Source organism: Bacillus sp. NH11B (genome assembly GCF_001884205.1).
GTDB lineage: Bacteria > Bacillota > Bacilli > Bacillales > Bacillaceae_G > Bacillus_A > Bacillus_A proteolyticus.
Genome location: NZ_MAOG01000019.1, coordinates 60,125 through 80,016, shown reverse-complemented (window position 1 = coordinate 80,016; position 19,892 = coordinate 60,125). Strand labels below are relative to the sequence as shown.

Annotated in this window: 22 protein-coding genes and 1 riboswitch; of the genes, 14 read left to right on the top strand and 8 right to left on the bottom strand. The window is 35.3% G+C overall.

What is annotated here, in order from left to right; genetic code table 11:
* Positions 1-14 precede the first annotated feature (14 nt).
* The 4 genes from BAU27_RS04795 to BAU27_RS04780 all read left to right on the top strand — a co-directional run bounded on the left by BAU27_RS04795 (position 15) and on the right by BAU27_RS04780 (position 3,078).
* Complete coding sequence (locus BAU27_RS04795; RefSeq protein ID WP_071770239.1) at positions 15-737, top strand: prepilin peptidase; 723 nt, start codon at positions 15-17, stop codon at positions 735-737.
* Positions 738-751: 14 nt separating this feature from the next.
* Complete coding sequence (locus BAU27_RS04790) at positions 752-1,063, top strand: cyclic-phosphate processing receiver domain-containing protein (protein ID WP_071770238.1); 312 nt, start codon at positions 752-754, stop codon at positions 1,061-1,063.
* Between the two features lie 316 nt (positions 1,064-1,379).
* The gene (gene cuyB, locus BAU27_RS04785) at positions 1,380-2,084 is read left to right on the top strand and encodes a cysteate racemase (RefSeq protein ID WP_001174730.1); all 705 of its coding nucleotides are present in this window, start codon (positions 1,380-1,382) and stop codon (positions 2,082-2,084) included.
* Positions 2,085-2,208: 124 nt separating this feature from the next.
* A complete protein-coding gene (locus tag BAU27_RS04780; RefSeq protein WP_071770237.1) occupies positions 2,209-3,078 on the top strand; it encodes a LysR family transcriptional regulator in 870 nt (289 codons plus the stop codon).
* A gap of 355 nt (positions 3,079-3,433) precedes the next feature.
* Here the strand turns inward: BAU27_RS04780 and BAU27_RS04775 are convergent, their stop codons facing one another.
* The 7 genes from BAU27_RS04775 to phaQ all read right to left on the bottom strand — a co-directional run bounded on the left by BAU27_RS04775 (position 3,434) and on the right by phaQ (position 8,907).
* On the bottom strand, positions 3,434-4,285 hold the full coding sequence (locus tag BAU27_RS04775) for a formate/nitrite transporter family protein (protein WP_071770236.1): 852 nt from the start codon (positions 4,283-4,285) through the stop codon (positions 3,434-3,436).
* Between the two features lie 205 nt (positions 4,286-4,490).
* Positions 4,491-5,285 (bottom strand): TerC family protein, encoded by a 795-nt coding sequence (locus BAU27_RS04770; protein WP_071744748.1) that lies wholly within the window; start codon positions 5,283-5,285, stop codon positions 4,491-4,493.
* Between the two features lie 79 nt (positions 5,286-5,364).
* Positions 5,365-5,539, bottom strand: a riboswitch (yybP-ykoY riboswitch).
* Between the two features lie 38 nt (positions 5,540-5,577).
* Entirely contained in the window at positions 5,578-6,897 is a 1,320-nt protein-coding gene (locus BAU27_RS04765) for a TrkH family potassium uptake protein (RefSeq protein WP_071770235.1), read from the bottom strand.
* 113 nt (positions 6,898-7,010) lie between these two features.
* Complete coding sequence (locus BAU27_RS04760) at positions 7,011-7,196, bottom strand: alpha/beta-type small acid-soluble spore protein (RefSeq protein ID WP_000241212.1); 186 nt, start codon at positions 7,194-7,196, stop codon at positions 7,011-7,013.
* 146 nt (positions 7,197-7,342) lie between these two features.
* On the bottom strand, positions 7,343-7,786 hold the full coding sequence (locus tag BAU27_RS04755) for a MaoC family dehydratase (protein ID WP_001067920.1): 444 nt from the start codon (positions 7,784-7,786) through the stop codon (positions 7,343-7,345).
* 101 nt (positions 7,787-7,887) lie between these two features.
* Entirely contained in the window at positions 7,888-8,412 is a 525-nt protein-coding gene (gene phaP / locus BAU27_RS04750; protein ID WP_000448600.1) for a polyhydroxyalkanoic acid inclusion protein PhaP, read from the bottom strand.
* Positions 8,413-8,454: 42 nt separating this feature from the next.
* Complete coding sequence (gene phaQ / locus BAU27_RS04745) at positions 8,455-8,907, bottom strand: poly-beta-hydroxybutyrate-responsive repressor (protein ID WP_071744750.1); 453 nt, start codon at positions 8,905-8,907, stop codon at positions 8,455-8,457.
* A gap of 198 nt (positions 8,908-9,105) precedes the next feature.
* Here phaQ and phaR point away from each other — a divergent pair, with 198 nt between their 5' ends.
* The 5 genes from phaR (at position 9,106) to BAU27_RS04720 (ending at position 14,314) form a co-directional block, all read left to right on the top strand.
* Complete coding sequence (phaR, locus tag BAU27_RS04740; RefSeq protein WP_000566960.1) at positions 9,106-9,588, top strand: polyhydroxyalkanoic acid synthase subunit PhaR; 483 nt, start codon at positions 9,106-9,108, stop codon at positions 9,586-9,588.
* Positions 9,589-9,741: 153 nt separating this feature from the next.
* The gene (locus BAU27_RS04735) at positions 9,742-10,485 is read left to right on the top strand and encodes an acetoacetyl-CoA reductase (RefSeq protein ID WP_002117312.1); all 744 of its coding nucleotides are present in this window, start codon (positions 9,742-9,744) and stop codon (positions 10,483-10,485) included.
* 83 nt (positions 10,486-10,568) lie between these two features.
* Positions 10,569-11,654, top strand: a complete 1,086-nt coding sequence (gene phaC, locus BAU27_RS04730; protein ID WP_071744751.1) for a class III poly(R)-hydroxyalkanoic acid synthase subunit PhaC — start codon at positions 10,569-10,571, stop codon at positions 11,652-11,654.
* Between the two features lie 94 nt (positions 11,655-11,748).
* Positions 11,749-12,942, top strand: a complete 1,194-nt coding sequence (locus BAU27_RS04725) for an NAD(P)/FAD-dependent oxidoreductase (protein WP_071770234.1) — start codon at positions 11,749-11,751, stop codon at positions 12,940-12,942.
* A gap of 22 nt (positions 12,943-12,964) precedes the next feature.
* Positions 12,965-14,314, top strand: coding sequence for a TrkH family potassium uptake protein (locus BAU27_RS04720; protein ID WP_071770233.1), 1,350 nt, complete (start codon positions 12,965-12,967; stop codon positions 14,312-14,314).
* Positions 14,315-14,352: 38 nt separating this feature from the next.
* Here BAU27_RS04720 and BAU27_RS04715 read toward each other — a convergent pair whose 3' ends face one another.
* Positions 14,353-14,736: a DUF3905 domain-containing protein gene (locus tag BAU27_RS04715; RefSeq protein ID WP_071770232.1), complete on the bottom strand. Its 384-nt coding sequence runs from the start codon at positions 14,734-14,736 to the stop codon at positions 14,353-14,355.
* A gap of 97 nt (positions 14,737-14,833) precedes the next feature.
* Between BAU27_RS04715 and BAU27_RS32230 the strand changes: the two genes are divergently transcribed.
* From BAU27_RS32230 to phnX, 5 genes are all read left to right on the top strand, one after another.
* On the top strand, positions 14,834-14,989 hold the full coding sequence (locus tag BAU27_RS32230) for a hypothetical protein (RefSeq protein ID WP_000960560.1): 156 nt from the start codon (positions 14,834-14,836) through the stop codon (positions 14,987-14,989).
* Between the two features lie 228 nt (positions 14,990-15,217).
* Positions 15,218-16,294 (top strand): putative 2-aminoethylphosphonate ABC transporter substrate-binding protein, encoded by a 1,077-nt coding sequence (locus BAU27_RS04700; protein ID WP_000750898.1) that lies wholly within the window; start codon positions 15,218-15,220, stop codon positions 16,292-16,294.
* Between the two features lie 20 nt (positions 16,295-16,314).
* Positions 16,315-17,316 (top strand): putative 2-aminoethylphosphonate ABC transporter ATP-binding protein, encoded by a 1,002-nt coding sequence (locus BAU27_RS04695; RefSeq protein ID WP_071744756.1) that lies wholly within the window; start codon positions 16,315-16,317, stop codon positions 17,314-17,316.
* On the top strand, positions 17,317-19,074 hold the full coding sequence (locus tag BAU27_RS04690; RefSeq protein WP_071770231.1) for a putative 2-aminoethylphosphonate ABC transporter permease subunit: 1,758 nt from the start codon (positions 17,317-17,319) through the stop codon (positions 19,072-19,074).
* Between the two features lie 21 nt (positions 19,075-19,095).
* Complete coding sequence (gene phnX, locus BAU27_RS04685; protein WP_071770230.1) at positions 19,096-19,890, top strand: phosphonoacetaldehyde hydrolase; 795 nt, start codon at positions 19,096-19,098, stop codon at positions 19,888-19,890.
* Positions 19,891-19,892 lie beyond the last annotated feature (2 nt).

The window sequence follows — 19,892 nt, the reverse complement described above, 5'->3', positions numbered from 1 at the left end:
AAGGAGAGGAAGGGATGTTCACTTATTTATATGCATTGTTAGTGGGTATGGTGTTTGGTTCTTTTTTTATGGTAATCGCAATGAGGGTTCCAGTAGGTGAATCTATTATTACACCGCGTTCGTATTGTCACTACTGCAAGTATACGTTAAAGCCGAAAGAACTTATTCCAATCATTTCATTTTGTATACAAAAAGGGCGTTGTACGAGTTGTAAAAGAAAAATCTCAAGTTTGTACATAGTATTTGAGTTCGTTACAGGGAGTTTATTTTTTCTTACTGTATATGTAATTGGAATAGAACAGGAACTCATTATCATTTTATCGCTCTTCTCTTTACTGCTTATAATTTCAGTTACAGATTTAGTATATATGTTAATACCTAATCGTATTTTAATTTGGTTTGCGCTTTTGCTTATTTTAGAATGTATTTTTGTACCGTTAGTTACTTGGATAGATAGTTTAGCTGGTAGTGGAACTATATTCATTTTGTTATATTGCATGCAAAGGATTCATCCAGATGGTCTTGGCGGAGGTGATGTAAAATTACTTTCGTTACTCGGATTTATAGTGGGAGTGAAAGGGGTTTTTATAACTTTATTTTTAGCATCTTGCTTTGGTCTTTGTTTTTTCGGAATAGGTATAGCGTTAAAACGTATAAAAATAAAAACCCAAATGCCGTTTGGACCTTTTATTAGCCTTGGAGCAATATGTTATATGTTGGTCACATATGCAAAATAGAGAGGAGATAGAAAATGAATGTATATATGGATGATCAAAGAAGTTGCCCGTACGGATATGTTTTGGCAACTACAGTAGAATCTGCAATGCAAATCGTTCGAAATCATGATGTGAATATCCTTTCCCTTGATTTTAATATGGGGTGGCGACAGGGTAATGGGCTCGATTTCGTAGAAACTTTTTGTAAAGAAGGATTATATGTTCATGAAATTCACTTCCATACAAATGATGTCATCGGTTTGCATAAGATGAAGCAAAGAATAGAGAGAGGGAAAGCAAAAGGGGAGATTGAAGCTCATATTATCGTGAAATATGTAGGGAGCTAAAAACTCCAAAGTAAAATTTAAACGGACTATAATAAGAAGAGTTTTCGATTTGCCTGCAACCCACCAATCAGAATTAGATGAGATTCTTTTTGATTGTACGTATCGATAAGCTCTCTACTCGTATACCAGTTATCAACCAGCGCATATACTTGCTCATCACTTGTTAGATAGTAATATTCGATATCAAAATCCTCTTATACATTAGTTATCAATACATATTTTCTATTGTTGTATAGATTCTTTCTATAATTCATCTCTTAAAAAGGAACTTATAATTAAGTCAATCATTCAAAATATGTTTAAAGTGGTGAATAAAATGCAAAAAGTTGTTGGGATTATTGGGGGCATGGGGCCTTTGGCGACTGTTGATTTAATGAACAAAATTATTTCTTATACACCTGCAATGAAAGATCAAGATCATATCCATATCATTGCAGATAACTATTCTCAAATACCTGATCGGACAACGGCTATTTTGGGAAAGGGAATAGATCCGACCCCGTACATTGTACAATCAGCGCAGCGATTGCAAAACGCTGGTGCGGATTTTCTTGTTATTGCGTGTAATACCGCTCATTTTTTCTATAAAGCGGCTAAAAAATCTGTTAATATTCCGATTTTGCATATGCCTTTAGAAACGGCCCGTTTTGTGCAAGAAAATAATTTTAGAAAAGTAGGTTTGTTAGCTACGGATGGGACGATTAAAACGGAACTATACCAAAACAGTTGTCAACGTTACAGGATTGATGTCATTGAGCCTGATAGAAAAATGCAAGAAAAAGTGATGGAAGGAATATATGCTATTAAAAGTGGAGATTTAGAAACAGGGTTTTTATATCTTTCAATGGTTGCTAATAAATTGAAAGATAGCGGAGCTGAGGCCATTATAGCAGGTTGCACAGAGATTCCTCTTGTATTGAAATCATCCGAAAATATTTGCGTTATTGATCCAACAGAAATTGTAGCTAAAATGGTTATTAAAAAAGCTAATAGAAAAGAGAAAGAAATAATAAAAGTGTAATTTAGAAGTTGGGAATGCAGCAGAATTGTTGCATTCTTATTTTATGGATGTTTGATGCATACGATTTTACGTGTACATGTTATAGTAAGTGATGATAGAGAGCTAAAGTAAGGAGCGTTTAAACATGAATATTGAAAACATTGAAGCTTTTATATATGTTTGTCAACTTGGTAGTTTCAATAAAGCTGCCGAAGCTCTTTATTTAACCCAACCTTCTGTAACAGCACGTATCCAATCACTCGAACGTGAAATTAATATAAAGCTTTTTCATCGAAAGGGCAATAAGATTTCTTTAACTGAAAAGGGAGAGTATTTTTTCCCACATGCACAAAAAATTTTGCAATCTTATCAGGAAGCTAAGTATGGGTTGCAACAAGTAACAATCCCATATGACTTGGTAATTGGGAGTGCTTCATCGATATCTAATAATATCCTGCCTGAAATTTTACCTAGTTTCAAATCTGAATTTAAGGATGTTAGGATGAAAATTGTAACTGGTCATTCACAAGACATCTTACAGAAGGTTATTAATAAAGAAGTTGACTTTGGCATCGTACGAACAGAAACACATCCTCAAGTAGAATCAATTCGTCTTTATAATGATCCTATTGGCCTTTTTGTGCCACGAAATCATATACTTTTAAAAGAAGACAAAGTAACGATAGAACATGTAAGTAAACAACCCCTTATCTTCTTTGATTATGGATCAATGGATTGGCTCATGATTCATCGGTTATTTTCAAGTAATGATGTGAGCCCGACTATATCTTTAGAAGTAGATAATATGGAAACAGCGAAAAATTTAGTGATACAAGGGATGGGCATTAGCTTCTTACCTGAACATTGTGTTAAACAAGAATTAGAAAATGGAGAGTTGATCCGAGTAGAAATGGCACCTTCAGTGAAAATTAATATTAGTATTGATTTTATCTATTTAAAAGGTAGACCAAAATCTGTTTTTATTGACTTTTTAAAAGAGAAGATGTGTAAATAAAACAAATTGATTGGTATATCAATCGGTTTGTTCTTGTTCTGGAGTTGATAGGCATGGGATCCTGATGTATACCTATCAAGCTAAGAAAAGAGGTCACCCCAAAAACGATAAAATAATCTTCTCTGTTATAAGAGGGTCTAAAATTGCGTTCTGGGGGTGCTGCAAAATATTAACTTGATGGGAATGTGTCGCTACCCCTATATGTTAGATTTCTTGTTTAATGCAACAGTTAAATCAATTTTTTGATTAATTTAATTTAAACCCCCCTAACATATTAGACACATATAATATGTTAGGGGGTTGATTTAATAATATTTTTTTAAATTAGGTCTTGATAACAGACACTTTAGAGTTTCTAATGTTTCATATGTGCTTGTAAAGGAATAATTTCCTCTGTTTGAGCTGCTACTAATTCAGTTTCTTCTTGTTTAGCAACAGGTGCTTTCTTTGTTAAGTAATGATATACCATACCAACAAATACCGATCCGCCAATAATGTTACCGATTGTAACTGGAATTAAGTTATGAATAGCCCCAGCGAAAGTAATTGTATCAGGATGTGGTGAAACTAAAGATAAGGCAAACAATGATAAGTTTGCAATGCTATGCTCATAGCCAGATAAGAAGAATGTGAAAACGAGCATCATTATCATCAATATTTTTGCTGTATCACCTTTTACTTGAGAAGGTAAGAAGCAGGCAAGACATACGAGCCAGTTACATAAAATCGCTTTAAAGAATAATTGCATTGTAGGTGTGTTCATTTTTCCTTCAACGACTGTATTCATTAAATGACCGTGATCGATTGCTCCGAAAATGCCAGTTGCGTAAAATAGTAAGGCAAAGAATAAAGCGCCAGCTAAGTTACCTGCATAACAAGCAACCCAGTTACGAATTGTATCAGAAATCGTTGTTTCTTTTCGTAAAGTTGCCACTGTGAAATACATTGTATTTCCAGTAAATAATTCAGCACCGCCATACATAATAAGTACGAGAGCAATTCCGAAAAACATGGAGGAAGCTAAATATGTTGCTGGTGAATCTGCAATGTGAAAAAAGTTACCTAATTTAAAACATAGTACAATAACAAAACCGATATAAATACCAGCAAGTGCAGCACGAATGAAATATTGCATTGGGTTTGTATCTATCATTTGCTTTTTGCTCTTAGCCAGTTTTACAACATAGTCTAATCCTTGTTCTAGCATGAGTAATACGCTCCTTTAGTACATCGTCTATAAATACTCCTTATATGAATAAAGTACATGGATTTGTTCTCGTTTTCAATAAGTTTGTGCAATGTTTCACAAAAAGGACATACATAAATTAAGAAAGCGATTACAAAAGGTAGTATAATGGAATTTTTTCTAAAAATAGAGAGGAAATTGAAACAAAAAAGAAAAAGCGCTGTAATTACAGCGCTTTTTCGTCTAAATTCTTTTCTACTTTTACTTCTACCTCTTTTGAGAAGAACCAACCGCCAACTGCGATTCCGACTAATACAATCCAGAATGTAAGCTTCCACGGAGTAGATTCTGGGAATGAGTGCGGAAGGACACCTAAAGCAGGGTGTGCTAGCGTATAAATCGCTAATTTCACACCAACCCAACCTACAATTAAGAATGCTGCAGTTTCAAGTCCTGGTTTACGTTTTAATATTTGTACGAAAGCAGTTGCTGCAAATCGCATTATAACTAATCCGATAAGTCCACCTGTAAAGATAACGATAAATTGACCTGTATCAAGACTGCCAATCGTACCTAATCCTGTTTTCGGTAAAGTCACTGCTAATGCAACAGCAGCTAAGATTGAATCAACAGCGAAGGCGATATCAGCAACTTCGACTTTAAATACAGTCCACCAAAAGTTCTCTTGTTTTTTCTTTGCTTCTTTTTCTTCTGTTTCTTCATGTGTATTCTTTTTAACATACGTTTTAAATAAGTGATTTCCCGCGATAAACATAAGGTAAATCGCACCAATTGCTTGCACTTGCCATACATCGACTAGGAACGAAATCATAAATAGTGATCCGAAGCGGAAAACGAACGCTCCTGCTAATCCATAAAATAGTGCTTTCTTTCGTTTTTCTTCTGGTAAATGTTTTACCATAATTGCGAGAACGAGAGCGTTATCAGCCGCTAAAATCCCCTCTAGTGCAATTAGGATGAGTAATACCCAACCATACTCCAATAATAATGATACATCCATGTACATTCTCCTCTCATTTCTATAAATGCTAAACAAGTGAAGAAGTTCCCCACTGTTTAGCTTCCCCATACTCCTGCGCATCAACGGTGGAAGGAATTGGTAAAAACAAAAAAGACCTCTGCCGTTGATAGGCAAAGGTCTTGCTAGACATATGTAATGAAAATGCCAACAAAGCCGGAAGAACTGAGTTCTACGTAATGACGACTTTGTTTCCAAGAAATAGTTCTTGGACGCTACTCCCCTTTGGAGATATGCTATTGTACTCTCATTATATGGATAATTTATACGGTTGTCAACCTGTTAAAATATCTTCGTTTGGATATTTTATTTTCCTTTGTTTTTTACGTGCAAATGAAAAGGCTAATGTTAAAGGTCCCATCTTTCCAAAAAACATCATAAAGATAATAATTGTTTTGCCGATGATTGTTAAGTGTGGCGTCAAATTCATGCTAAGGCCGACAGTTCCAAATGCTGAAAATACTTCAAAAGCACTCATTAATAGAGGAACTCGTTCAGTGATGCTTAAAATTAAAATAGAAAGAAAAATAAACGAAATTGAAATAATGGTAATCGTTAAAGATTTGACAATGAGCGTATCTTTAATGGATTTTTTAAACACGACAATATCATCTTGTTCATGCAAAAATTTAAATACGCCTAAAAACATAATTAAAAAAGTTGTTAACTTAATCCCACCACCAGTTGAAGCACTGCCAGCACCAATAAACATAAGAAGCATCATTAATAAAAGGGAAGGTTTTGATAATGCAGAGATATCAACAGTATTAAACCCGGCAGTGCGCGTCGAAACCGCTTGAAAATAAGCAGCCATACTTTCTTCAAAGGGTGTAAAACCTCTCATGGAAATTGAATTATGGAACTCGAATATAAAAATAAAAGCTGTAGCAATAATATTGACGATTAGAGTAGAAGAGAGCATAAGTTTTGAGTGCAATGTAAGGTTTTTAAAGTTTTTCTTTCTTTTTATATCTACAATCACTGTAAAACCAATTCCCCCTAAAATAATGAGAGAAGAAATAACAAGATTGACGAGAACGCTATGAGAGTGGGACATTAAATTATCGCTCCATACAGAAAAGCCAGCATTGTTAAAGGCAGAGATAGAGTGAAAAAAGCTATAATATATACCTTTGGCAATCCCGTATTTTGGCACCCATTCAAAAGAGAGAAGTAAAGTAGCGATACATTCTACAGCAAAAGAAAATAAAAATAATGCTTTTGCAAGACGAATGATTCCACCGACATTTGTTTGGTTTAATGCTTGTTGTAATAAAATTCTGTTTTGAAGACCAATTTTTCTGCCGAGCATAATTGCAATTAAAACAGCAAAGCTCATAATGCCGAGCCCGCCAACCTGTATAAGCGTTAAAATTACGCATTGGCCAAATAAGGTAAATACTTTTCCAGTGTCCACAACACCAAGCCCTGTAACTGTACAAGCAGAAACCGTTGTAAATAAGGCATCGAGCCATGAAATAGATGTTGTTGTAGCAATTGGCAATTTTAATAAGCATGTACCAATAATTGATAGCGTAATAAAAGATAATGTAAGAACACGGGGAGGGCTCATGCTAATGTTAATCCGTTTCATGTCACATATCGTTCCTTTCAATTTGCTCTTACTAGTATGTGAAGAAGAACTATTATGTATGTTAAAAAAGAAAGAGGCAGAGAATATCTGCCTCTAAGCCATATGTTATATAATTATCCGCGTAATTGTTGTTGAGCTAAAGCAACAAGACGTTTTGTTACTTCACCGCCAACTGAGCCGTTAGAACGAGATGCTGTGTTAGATCCTAAGCTTACACCAAATTCTTGCGCAATTTCATATTTAAATTGTTCAAGCGCTTGTTCTGCACCTGGAACTAGTAATTTGTTTGTTTTTACCATGTTGATACACATCCTTATAAGTAGTCCAGTTCAGCTAAGTACTATCTGAACTGGTACCGTTATTTTATGTGGAAACGACGTGCTCATACACGGAAGTAATCGGTGAGTTTAGAAGTTCTTGGATAGAAAAAAGAGTAGCAAATTTGCTACTCTTTTTTCAATATTGTCGCTGTACCTTCCACGACGATATCATCGGATTGATTGTAGATGTTTGTTTGTAATGTAATGATTTTTTTATCATCCCGTTTTTTAATGACTTCTGCCACTACACGAAGTGTATCGCCGATTTTGACAGGAGCACGGAATGAAACGTTTTGGGATAAATAAATCGTATTTTTGCCTGGGAGTTTCGTTCCAAGAACGGTAGAAATAAAACTTGAAACGAGCATACCGTGAGCAATACGTTCTTTAAACATTGTCGTTTTTGCAAAAGAGTCTAAAATATGAATAGGATTTACATCTCCAGTCAATTTTGCAAAATTGATAACGTCCTCATCCGTAATAGTTTTTGTTAGAGATGCTTGATCACCGACTTGAATCTCATCATAACGAAGCTCCGGAACAGTTTGTGCTTCTTGGAATGGATTCATTTTGTCCTCCTTCTTTTCCATATCGAAAAATGTAAGCCATCTTGATGTAGTAGGAGGAAGAAAGAGTTTTGTTTGTGCTGCAGTTAGTTGCCACATTTTTCTTACTTGATGGAAGTAAATAGATTTTTTGAGTTTTCCTCGAACTGCTTTGCGAGTTCTAGTTGTTTGGACTTGAACTCTCCCAAAAAAACTTCTAACTGTTTTTGAACCTCTTCGCGTTGCGATTGTTGCTGTTCAATAAAGTGTTTTGTTGTTTCTTCAAATTGACCGCTAGTTTGAGTAAGAATAGACAAAGATGTTTTCGTAGGAGAAACAGTAAGTTGATGCATTTGAGTAGAAAGCTCATTCCATTTCCCTTGCCACTCGTTAATTTGATCATTTAAGGAGTTTCCAGTTAATTGCTTCACGTAATCTGTATATTGGTTATTGAACTGAGCTGTGAATTGTTGTAGTTCTTTTTCTAGTTCATTTACTCCTGATGTTAATTTATGCAAAGCGTCTTGTTGTTGTTTTAACGTTTCTAAAGTAAGTTGCTCTAATTGTTTCCCAGCTGAAGAGAAGAGGGAAAGAGATTGAGACCAGTTTTTCCAAAATGCATCGACTAATTCGTATGGCTTAGTTTCCATTGTTTGACCTCCAAATGTTTTTTTGCATATTGTGAACGCAGATTACTCTGCTTTACCACCAGGTGAAGATGAAGAATCCTTTTCATCCTTTTCTGGAGAAGTAGAAAATGGAAAGAATGCATTGGTGTATAACGTGAAAAACGTCCGCAACATATTTTGATAATGTTCAAAAGAAGTCGCACATGTTGATAAATATTGCTCTCCATATTCAGTTAAAGAATAAATTCGTTTCGCTGGCCCGCCTTCACTTGTATCCCAAGTGGAAGAAATGAGATTTTCTTTTTCTAACTTGCGCAATGTTCTATACACATTACCTTGGTCAACAGAAGAAAAGCCGATGTCCATTAGCATTTGAATGAGTTTGTAACCATGAAGACTCCAGTCTTTTAGACAGAGAAGTAAGAAAGGAACTAAGAAGTTTTTTGGCATGGAGTTTGGTTGTTTCGCTTGGTTTTTTTCCAAACTTTCTGGGTGTTCTGGTTCATTATGTAGCATGATTGTGCATCACCTCATGAATCAGTTAGATGGAATTTTTTGCTTATAAGTGCAATTTACACCTATCTGTTTTTAATGTCAATACATTTGTTAGAAAATAAAGAAAAATAAAATATATACTTGAAGTTTTATTCGGAATATTAGAAAATAGTGAATAGGTTGAATTGTTTCAAAAACGAAAAAGGGAGTGTAGGCGAAGTGATTGATCAAAAATTCGATCCATTGCAAGCATGGAAAAATGCTTATGAACAAACCGAAACATTTTGGGGGAAAGCGCTCAATGAAACAATTAAAACAGAAGAATATTCTGCTTGGATGGGCAGCGTTCTAGACTTGAATTTGTTTTATCAAAAAGCATTAAATGATACGACAAAAAGTTATTTAGAACAAGTGAATGTGCCAACGAAAGAGGATATCGCTAGAGTAGCTACGCTTGTTATTAACTTAGAAAATAAAGTTGATAACATCGAGGAAGTTCTAGAAGAGAAAGTAGATTCATTAGGACAAGCTCCTACATTAAAGCGTGATGTTACGAAAGTAAAACAAGATATTCGCACGTTAGAAACGAAAGTTGATCAAATTCTAGAATTACTAGAAAAGCAAAATGCGGTACTAGCTAAACTACAAGTACCTGTAAAAGAAGAAGTAAAGCCTGCGAATAAGCCAGAAAATAAAAAATGATAAAAGCGATTGTTTATAACGTGTAAAAGAGAGAGGGAGAATCTCTTTTTCATGAATAAACAACGAAACATAATTAATATATGGACTCTATTAGTATGAGTACCAAAATGATTCATAACAATCGTTCACAAATTCATTTAAGGGGGAAAAGAAATGGTTCAATTAAATGGCAAAGTAGCAATCGTAACAGGTGGGGCAAAAGGAATTGGGAAAGCAATTACAGTAGCATTAGCACAAGAGGGAGCAAAAGTTGTTATTAACTATAACAGCAGTAAAGAAGCAGCTGAAAACTTAGTAAATGAATTAGGAAAAGAAGGACATGACGTTTATGCAGTTCAAGCGGATGTTTCTAAAGTAGAAGATGCAAACAGACTTGTAGAAGAAGCTGTGAATCATTTTGGTAAAGTTGATATTCTTGTTAATAATGCTGGTATTACAAGAGATCGTACATTCAAAAAATTAAATCGTGAAGATTGGGAGCGCGTAATTGACGTGAACTTAAGCAGCGTATTCAATACGACAAGCGCAGTACTTCCATACATATCGGAAGCAGAAGAAGGAAGAATCATTAGTATTTCTTCTATTATTGGCCAAGCTGGTGGATTTGGACAAACAAATTACTCAGCAGCAAAAGCAGGTATGCTAGGATTTACAAAATCATTAGCTTTAGAACTTGCAAGAACAAATGTAACTGTAAACGCAATTTGCCCAGGATTTATTGATACTGAAATGGTAGCAGAAGTACCAGAAGAAGTGCGTCAAAAAATCGTTGCGAAAATCCCGAAAAAACGTTTTGGTCAAGCTGATGAAATTGCAAAAGGTGTAGTATACCTATGCCGTGACGGTGCGTATATCACTGGTCAGCAATTAAACATTAACGGCGGATTATACATGTAATGAAGTAAGAAAAAAGTGCATATCCATAGCAGGAATGCACTTCTTTTTTTTAGAAAGAAATCGACCGAAAAGGGGATAAAAAAATGACTACATTCGTAACAGAATGGGAAAAGCAATTAGAGTTGTACCCAGAAGAATATCGCAAAGCATATCGTCGTGTGAAAAGAGCGAGCGAAATTTTATTACGCGAACCAGAACCACAAGTTGGTTTAACACCAAAAGAGGTTATTTGGACGAAGAATAAAACGAAGCTGTATCGTTACATTCCAAAACAAGAAAAAACGCAGAGAGTTCCAATCTTATTAATATATGCTCTTATTAATAAACCATATATTATGGATTTAACTCCAGGAAATAGTTTAGTGGAATATTTAGTAGATCGTGGTTTTGATGTATATATGCTTGATTGGGGCACATTTGGTTTAGAAGATAGTCATTTGAAATTTGATGATTTCGTGTTCGATTATATTGCAAAAGCAGTGAAAAAAGTAATGAGAACTGCAAAATCGGACGAGATTTCTTTACTTGGTTATTGCATGGGTGGAACATTAACATCTATTTATGCAGCACTTCATCCGCACATGCCAATTCGTAACTTGATTTTTATGACAAGTCCTTTTGATTTCTCTGAAACAGGATTATACGGTCCTTTACTAGATGAGAAATATTTCAATTTAGATAAAGCGGTTGATACATTCGGAAATATTCCGCCAGAAATGATTGATTTCGGAAATAAGATGTTAAAACCAATTACAAACTTCGTTGGTCCATATGTTGCTTTAGTCGATCGTTCAGAAAATGAGCGCTTCGTCGAAAGCTGGAAGTTAGTTCAAAAATGGGTTGGTGATGGTATTCCATTCCCAGGCGAATCTTATAGACAATGGATTCGTGATTTTTATCAAAATAATAAATTAGTGAAGGGTGAACTCGTTATTCGCGGACAAAAGGTAGACCTTGCAAATATTAAGGCGAATGTCTTAAATATTTCCGCGAAACGTGATCATATTGCTTTACCATGTCAAGTAGAGGCTTTACTTGATCATATTTCTAGCACAGATAAACAGTATGTATGTTTACCAACAGGACATATGTCTATTGTGTATGGTGGAACGGCTGTAAAGCAAACATATCCGACGGTTGGAAATTGGCTTGAAGAGCGTTCTAATTAAAAAGAAGAAATCCAACTAGCGTATGTTAGTTGGATTTTTTTATGGAAAATGACGAAACATAGGGAGGAGAAAAATACATTGTAGGAGTATAATTATGAAGCTTATGACTGGTAAGTTGTTTTGGAGTGCTGGAGTTTCTGTACCTTGTTATCCAACGTTAGAAAATGATATGATATGTGATGTGCTAGTAATTGGAAGTGGAGAAGCGGGTGCTCATATAGCGTATTCGTTAGCTAAAATTGGAATGCGTGTTATGCTCATTGAAAAAAGAGCAATTGCATGTGGTAGCACAGCTGCAAATACAGGTTTATTACAATTTGTTCATGATAAATCGTTGACCTCTCTTATTCATACATTTGGTGAAGAGAAAGGGGTGCGAGCATATAGACTTTGTTATGAAGCGCTTAGAACAATGGAGAAAGTTGTGCCAACTCTCGATATTGATCCCCATTTTATTCCACGAAATAGTTTGTATTATGCAAGTAGAGATGAAGATATTTCATTTTTACAAGAAGAATATAATACGTTACGCCATTATGGGTTTCCGGTTGAATATTTTACAGAGTCTGATATTAAGAAGCGTTATTCATTTGCAAAACAAGCAGCGTTATATACAAACGGTGATGCAGAAGTGAATCCATATTTATTAGCGCATAGTCTTTTGCATAAAGCGAAACAAATGGGTGCTACTATATATGAGCATACAGAGGCATTACATATTAAACAAATCCAAAATGATTTGATTTGTTACACGAACACAGGAAATAAAATCGTAGCAAAGAATATTATTATGGCGACAGGTTATGAAGAAATCTTTGGAAAGAAAGAAAAAAACACAACAGTAGAAACGTCTTATGCCGTTGTGACAAATAAGCTAAATCATTTTGAAGGCTGGCATGAGCAATCATTAATTTGGGAAACAGCGCGGCCTTACTTATATTTTCGAACGTATCAAAACCGCATTATTGTAGGTGGATTAGATGAAGCGATGCAAATTCAAACAATCGGCGATACGAAATTATTGCATAAGCGTGATATCCTTATTAACATTGTAAAAGAAATGTTCCCACAGTATAAAAATATACAGGCAGAGTACTATTGGGCAGCAGCATTTGGTGGCAGTCATGATGGTCTCCCTATTTTAAAAGAAGATAAAGAAATACATAATTTATATTACGCACTGCCGTATGGGGGAAATGGAACTGTATACGGAATGGTATTTGCGAAACTATTTCAGCAGTTATTTACAAATAAAGAAAGTGATGATTTTTCTTTATTTAATCGATAGAAAAAGGTAGCGAAGTGATGGAATGAGAGATATAAAAAAGTTTTTACAAAAATTACGTCCCGTGCAACTTATCGTTGTATTTTATTTACTAGCGGTAGTTGTATCGGTAATTTTACTTAGTTTTCCATTTGTTACGAAGCCTGGTGTGAAATGGACATTTATAGATGCGCTGTTTACATCTGTTAGTGCTGTAAGTGTTACGGGACTTTCTGTTGTTACTATTTCAGATACGTTTACAACAGCAGGAATTATTGTTTTAGCCTTGATTTTACAATTAGGCGGATTAGGAATTATGGCACTTGGTACATTCGTTTGGATTATAACGGGTAAAAAGATTGGTTTGCAAAGAAGAAGGTTAATTATGGCAGACCATAACCAAGGAAATTTATCGGGCCTTGTAGAATTAATGCGTTCTATTTTAATTGTAATTATTTCGATAGAACTCATTGGAGCAATACTGTTAGGTACAAGATTTTTACTATATTTCCCGACTTGGCAAGAAGCTTATTTTCATGGTTTCTTTGCCGCTGTGAGTGCAACAACGAACGGAGGATTTGATTTAACAGGACAATCACTTATTCCGTATAAAAAAGATTACATTGTTCAAATGATTCATATGTTGCTTATTATTTTAGGAGCTATTGGTTTTCCGGTGTTAATGGAAGTCAAGCAATTCCTTAGTAAAAGGCGACAGCAACTATTTCGCTTTTCATTATTTACAAAATTGACGACAACGACATTTTTTGCACTCGTTATTGTTGGAACAATTATGATTTTTCTATTAGAACGAAATCATTTTTTAGTAGGAAAGTCATGGCATGAAACTGTATTTTATACGCTATTCCAATCTGTGACGACGCGAAGTGGTGGACTCGCTACAATGGACATCCGTGAATTATCACAACCAACGCTTTTATTTATGAGTATATTAATGTTCATTGGAGCATCTCCAAGCTCAGTTGGGGGCGGAATACGTACAACAACATTTGCTGTTAGTATATTATCGTTATATACATTTGCAAGGGGCGGGAGAACAGTCCGAGTTTTCAAACGTCAGCTACATGAAGAGGATGTGTTGAAAGCATCTGTCGTTATGACGATGGGGATTTTATTATGTGCCTCGGCGCTCTTTATTTTATCCATTACAGAAAATGTACCACTTATGAACTTAATAGTTGAAGTTTGTTCGGCTTTCGGGACAACGGGACTATCAACAGGTATTACTCCTGAATTAACAACTGTTGGTAAACTTGTACTCATTGTACTTATGTTTATCGGACGCGTCGGTATTTTAACATTTATATTAGCTAGTGGCGGAAGAGAGCAACCACCTCGCTATAAATATCCGAAAGAGAGAATTATTATTGGATAGTATGAAACCATTCTACCTATGTTAGGTAGAATGGTTTTTTAGTCGTTAATTCCAAATTGAGGATGCATAAAAGCATCATTTTTCTTATCAACTTCGTTTTTTAGTAGTTCTTGATTTTCTTCTGAAATCCACCCAATATCATTTGTAGGATGTATCCATTCTTCCCCAGCCATAATGGCAGGATCTACCTCATCACTCCAATTATTAAGAGGACTGTTAGTGGAATCGTATTTACTGTCTCCAATTACAACATCATATTGATTTATAAAAGGTTGTTGCATCTTTTTGCCCGTGCCTTTAAAAGATGGAAAATTCATTTGATGAGGGAGCGTTTCGTCTAAAATTGGCGATTGGATCGTATCTTTCTCCTTCAAAGTCATCGCTCCTTTTTGTAATGGCTTGTTCGTATGTAGTATTTCCATATATAAGCTCTTATGTACTTGTTAACACTTCCCAGTAATAATTACTTTAAGTTGTTTCAAACTAGAATAGAAAGTTATTTAGTGAGAGCAGGTGAGTATGTTGGTAAAAAGGAAAGTAAAACAAAATGCAGCAATTAATAATAATAAAACTCCGAAAGAAAGCTTACCCGATGCAGAATTTGCAGTAGAGTATGAAGGAGAAAATAGTGCGAAGTACGCAAATCGTAATTCAAAAAAAGGTAAACAAAAATGAGGCGTTTTTTACAAACGCCTCATTTTTTTGTGGGATTATAAAGGTTTTTTTAATTATTTGTAAATTTCACGTTGGATATTGGCAGAAAAATGCGAAAAAACATAGAAGTAGCAACGTATTGCACAAAAACAAACAACAAACAAAAGATTAATGTTGGTTTAATACTGCTTTTACACTAGTTGTTTATATTTGAGTTGTACATAAGATTTGTAAAAGGAGAGAGAGACAGTGAAAAAAACAATCTTTAAAGCTGTAGCAACTGGAATGGTATTTTCGTTATTAATGGGGTGTGGTGCAAAGAAAGAAGAAAGTGCTGGGGCGAAAGTAAAAGATGATAAATTATCTGGATCATTAACTGTTTACACAGCGATCGAAGAAGAACTTGTACCAATTTATCTTGATTCTTTTAAAAAGAAATATCCAGATGTGAAGTTGAACATTGTACGTGATTCAACAGGAGTAATTACTGCGAAATTGCTAGCTGAAGGAAAAAATACACAAGCAGATGTTGTATGGGGAACTGCAGCGTCTAGTCTATTAGCTTTAGATAAAAAAGATATGTTAAAAGGATACTCTCCAAAAGGAGCAGATCGTGTTCTTCCGCAATTTAAAGATGATAAGCAACCAGAAAAATGGGTAGGAAATACTGCATTTATGACGGGGATTGCTGTGAATAAAGAAGAATTGAAGAAGAAAAATTTACCGATGCCAGAATCATATGAAGATTTAACGAAACCAGAATATAAAGGAACACTAGTTATGCCACATCCAGCTTCTTCTGGAACAGGATTTTTAACAGTTTCTGCATGGCTACAAATTATGGGAGAAGATAAGGGCTGGGATTACATGAAGAAACTTCATGATAATATGGCAACTTATACTCATTCAGGTTCAAAACCAGCGAAATTAGCAGGTGCAGGTGAATATCCAGTGGGTGTATCGATGGTTTATAGTGCTTTGAAAGAGAAACAAAAAGGTGCACCAGTTGAAGTTGTATTGCCGAAAGAAGGATTAGGTTGGGAAGTAGAAGCGAACGCACTTATTAAAAAAGATAATGCAAAAAATGATAAATTAGCGCAAGCATTTTTAGATTGGGCAATTACTGATGATGTAATGAAGTTATACTTCGAGAAAAATGGATTTGCGACAATTAAAAATGATTATAAACTTCCAGATGGATTCCCTAAAGATGTGACAGAAAAGTTATATAAAAAGAATGACTTTAAGTGGGCAGCAGAAAATCGTGACAAAATTTTAGAAAAATGGGAAAAAGAGTTTGGCCAAAAAGCAGAACCGAAAAAGTAAGTGAGTGGGAGAGAGAAAAAATGAGCGAATATTTATCAATTCAACACATTCAAAAACAGTTTGATGCATTTACAGCGTTAAAAGATATTTCTTTTACTGTGAAAAAAAATGAGTTTGTATGTTTATTAGGCCCAAGTGGTTGTGGGAAAACAACATTGCTTCGAATTTTAGCAGGGCTAGAAGAGGCAACAACAGGTAGTATAGCTGTGGATGGAAAAGATATTACAGCATTACCTCCCGGAAAGAGGAACTTCGGAATGGTGTTTCAATCGTATGCATTATTTCCGAATTTAACAGCACTTGAAAATATTGAATATGGCTTAAAGACAAAAAAATATGGAAAAGCAGAAGTAAAAGAGAAGGCGCTATCGGCGTTAGAACTTGTTGATTTGCTGAATGTAAAAGATAAATATCCTGCTCAAATGTCTGGTGGACAACAGCAGCGAGTGGCACTTGCACGTGCGCTCGCTCTGTCTCCCGATATTTTGTTACTCGATGAGCCGTTATCAGCTTTAGATGCAAAAGTGCGTGAAAAGTTGCGTAGAGAAATGCGCGATTTGCAAGAAAAAGTGGGAGTAACAACTATTATGGTAACGCATGATCAAGAAGAGGCATTAACGATGGCTGATAAAATTGTTGTAATGAATCATGCGGAAATTATGCAGATTGGAACACCAGAGGAGATTTATCAAAGACCAGCCAATCCGTTTGTGGCAGATTTTATTGGTTCTATTAATTTCTTTTCGAAAAATAACGAAGAACATGCAATTCGTCCGGAACATGTAACAGTTGTACAAAATAATGGTATTAAAACAGTTGTAGAAAGCATGGAATTTCGCGGCTCTGTATACCGGACGGAAGTGCGGGTTATAGAAGAGAAAACACACCTTTATAACGAGAAAATTGTAGTGGATATATTGGCATCAGAAGTAGAGGAAACTGCTATTAGAAAAGGAAAGCCAATTCAAATCTCTTTCTCAGAAAATCATATGTTGTCATATGGAAAGAAGGTCATTGTATAGATGGAGATGCTAGAAAATTTAAAGGTGGAAAGTGCGAAAAAAAAGATTAAAAGACGTATCGGTAAAGAAGAGTGGATACAAAGACTATTAATTATTGGTATGCTTCTTTCATTTTTTATCATGCTTGTATTGCCTCTATTACAACTATTTACACAAGCCTTTTACGATAAAGACGGAGCTTTCGTTGGTGTTGCGAATTTCAGTAAATATTTCACAACACCAACGCTAGTACAATCATTACAAAATACGATATGGATTTCGGGCGCTACAACAATTATTTCAGTTACACTCGCGTTCGCTTATGCATATGCGATTGCTCGTACCAATGTTTTTGGAAAGCGCGTATTTCAATACGTAGCATTATTACCATTATTCGCACCGACGATGATGCACGGTATTGCGCTTACATATTTATTTGGTAATCAAGGATTAATAACAAAAGGGATGTTTGGTTTATTTGAAGGAATACAAATACCGTTATACGGACCAGTAGGAATTGTAATGGCTGAAGTTATGTATACATTTCCACAAGCATTCCTTATTTTATTAATTGCTTTCCAAGGTTCTGATTATCGTTTATATGAAGCTTCTAATATGTTAGGTGCAAGTAAAGTGAAGCAGTTTCTTACGGTTACTTTACCTAGTGTGAAATACGGATTAATTAGTGCGATGTTCGTTGTATTTACACTTAGTTTCACTGATTTTGGGGCACCAAAAATTGTTGGTGGACAATATAATGTGCTTGCTACTGACGTATATAAGCAAGTAATTGGACAGCAAAATATGTCCATGGGCGCAACTGTCGGAATGATTTTATTAATCCCAGCTATTTTCGCATTTGCAGTTGATCGTATTACGCAAAGGAAACAGGCGAATCTCTTATCTTCAAAAGCAGTACCTTACAGAATAATAAATAATAAGAAAAGAGATGTTATTTCATTCGTATATTGTAGCGTAGTAACGCTTATGATCATTCTTTTATTTGTGGCAGTTGGTATTGCTGCAAGTGTGAAAGTATGGCCATATAATATGAGTTTTACATTTGAGCATTTTAATTTTTCAAGTTTGACAGGAGACGGACTTGAAGCATTTAAAAATAGTGTAATTGTCTCAGCCGTTACGGCAGTTATCGGGGCGATTTTAACATTTGTGTTCGCTTATGCGATTGAAAAAATAGAACAGCTACAATTTTTAAGAAAAGTAGGTTATTTCTTCTCAATTGTACCGTTAGCGATTCCTGGATTAGTACTTGGATTAGGATATGTCTTTTTCTTCAGTCAACCAACAATTCAAATTCTAGGACTTTCAATAACAAATCCGTTTCATGCTTTATATGGCACAATTGCCGTTTTAGTATTAGTAAATATCATTCATTTCTACTCTGTAACATTCGTTACGGCAACGACGGCTTTAAAGAAACTAGACCGAGAGTTTGAGCTTGTTTCGCAGTCGATGAGCATACCGTTTTATAAAACTTTCTTTCGAGTAACGGTACCGATGTGTTTACCAGCCATTTTAGAAATGGTTATGTACTACTTCGTAAATTCAATGGTAACTGTATCGGCAGTTGTGTTCTTGTATGCGGCTGATTTTAAACTAGCTGCTGTATCAATTGTAAATATGGATGATGCAGGAAATGTAGCACCAGCAGCTGCAATGAGTGTACTTATTGTTGTTACAAATATTGTAGTAAGAGTTGTATATGAATGGGGAACGAAAGCACTTCGTAACCGAACGTCACAATGGCAAAAAAGATAAGTGAGAAGGGTGATGAATAGAATGAAAATTGAAGCAGTTATTTTTGATTGGGCTGGTACGACGGTTGATTACGGATGTTTTGCACCACTGGAAGTATTTATGGAGATCTTCCATAAACGCGGTGTTGAAATTACAGCAGAAGAAGCCCGTAAGCCAATGGGGTTATTAAAAATAGATCATGTAAGGGCACTTACAGAGATGCCTCGTATTGCAAGTGAGTGGAATCGTATTTTCGGACAATTACCAACAGAAGCAGATATTCAGGAGATGTATGAAGAATTTGAAGAGATTCTCTTCGCTATTTTACCGCGTTATGCGTCGCCGATTAATGGAGTAAAAGAAGTGATTGCTTCTTTACGTGAAAGAGGAATTAAAATTGGTTCAACGACTGGTTATACGAGAGAAATGATGGACATTGTAGAAAAAGAAGCAGCACTACAAGGATATAAACCTGATTTTCTTGTAACGCCAGATGATGTTCAAGCGGGGCGTCCTTATCCGTGGATGTGCTATAAAAATGCGATGGAGCTTGGTGTATATCCAATGAATCATATGATAAAAGTTGGAGACACCGTGTCAGATATGAAAGAGGGTAGAAATGCTGGAATGTGGACAGTTGGTGTAATTCTTGGCAGTAGTGAGCTCGGTTTAACGGAAGAGGAAGTTGAGAATATGGATCTGTTAGAGCTTCGTGAAAAAATGGAGATAGTTCGTAATCGTTTCATTGAAAATGGGGCACATTTTACGATTGAAACGATGCAGGAACTCGAAAACGTAATGGAACATATCGAGAAACAAGAACTTATTATTTCATAAAA

Coding starts and splice junctions, on each gene's coding strand:
- BAU27_RS04795 (WP_071770239.1), top strand. CDS start 15: ATGTTCACTTATTTATATGCATTGTTAGTGGGTATGGTGTTTGGTTCT.
- BAU27_RS04790 (WP_071770238.1), top strand. CDS start 752: ATGAATGTATATATGGATGATCAAAGAAGTTGCCCGTACGGATATGTT.
- cuyB (WP_001174730.1), top strand. CDS start 1,380: ATGCAAAAAGTTGTTGGGATTATTGGGGGCATGGGGCCTTTGGCGACT.
- BAU27_RS04780 (WP_071770237.1), top strand. CDS start 2,209: ATGAATATTGAAAACATTGAAGCTTTTATATATGTTTGTCAACTTGGT.
- BAU27_RS04775 (WP_071770236.1), bottom strand. CDS start 4,285: ATGCTAGAACAAGGATTAGACTATGTTGTAAAACTGGCTAAGAGCAAA.
- BAU27_RS04770 (WP_071744748.1), bottom strand. CDS start 5,285: ATGGATGTATCATTATTATTGGAGTATGGTTGGGTATTACTCATCCTA.
- BAU27_RS04765 (WP_071770235.1), bottom strand. CDS start 6,897: ATGAAACGGATTAACATTAGCATGAGCCCTCCCCGTGTTCTTACATTA.
- BAU27_RS04760 (WP_000241212.1), bottom strand. CDS start 7,196: ATGGTAAAAACAAACAAATTACTAGTTCCAGGTGCAGAACAAGCGCTT.
- BAU27_RS04755 (WP_001067920.1), bottom strand. CDS start 7,786: ATGAATCCATTCCAAGAAGCACAAACTGTTCCGGAGCTTCGTTATGAT.
- phaP (WP_000448600.1), bottom strand. CDS start 8,412: ATGGAAACTAAGCCATACGAATTAGTCGATGCATTTTGGAAAAACTGG.
- phaQ (WP_071744750.1), bottom strand. CDS start 8,907: ATGCTACATAATGAACCAGAACACCCAGAAAGTTTGGAAAAAAACCAA.
- BAU27_RS04735 (WP_002117312.1), top strand. CDS start 9,742: ATGGTTCAATTAAATGGCAAAGTAGCAATCGTAACAGGTGGGGCAAAA.
- phaC (WP_071744751.1), top strand. CDS start 10,569: ATGACTACATTCGTAACAGAATGGGAAAAGCAATTAGAGTTGTACCCA.
- BAU27_RS04725 (WP_071770234.1), top strand. CDS start 11,749: ATGAAGCTTATGACTGGTAAGTTGTTTTGGAGTGCTGGAGTTTCTGTA.
- BAU27_RS04720 (WP_071770233.1), top strand. CDS start 12,965: ATGAGAGATATAAAAAAGTTTTTACAAAAATTACGTCCCGTGCAACTT.
- BAU27_RS04715 (WP_071770232.1), bottom strand. CDS start 14,736: ATGGAAATACTACATACGAACAAGCCATTACAAAAAGGAGCGATGACT.
- BAU27_RS32230 (WP_000960560.1), top strand. CDS start 14,834: ATGTTGGTAAAAAGGAAAGTAAAACAAAATGCAGCAATTAATAATAAT.
- BAU27_RS04695 (WP_071744756.1), top strand. CDS start 16,315: ATGAGCGAATATTTATCAATTCAACACATTCAAAAACAGTTTGATGCA.
- BAU27_RS04690 (WP_071770231.1), top strand. CDS start 17,317: ATGGAGATGCTAGAAAATTTAAAGGTGGAAAGTGCGAAAAAAAAGATT.
- phnX (WP_071770230.1), top strand. CDS start 19,096: ATGAAAATTGAAGCAGTTATTTTTGATTGGGCTGGTACGACGGTTGAT.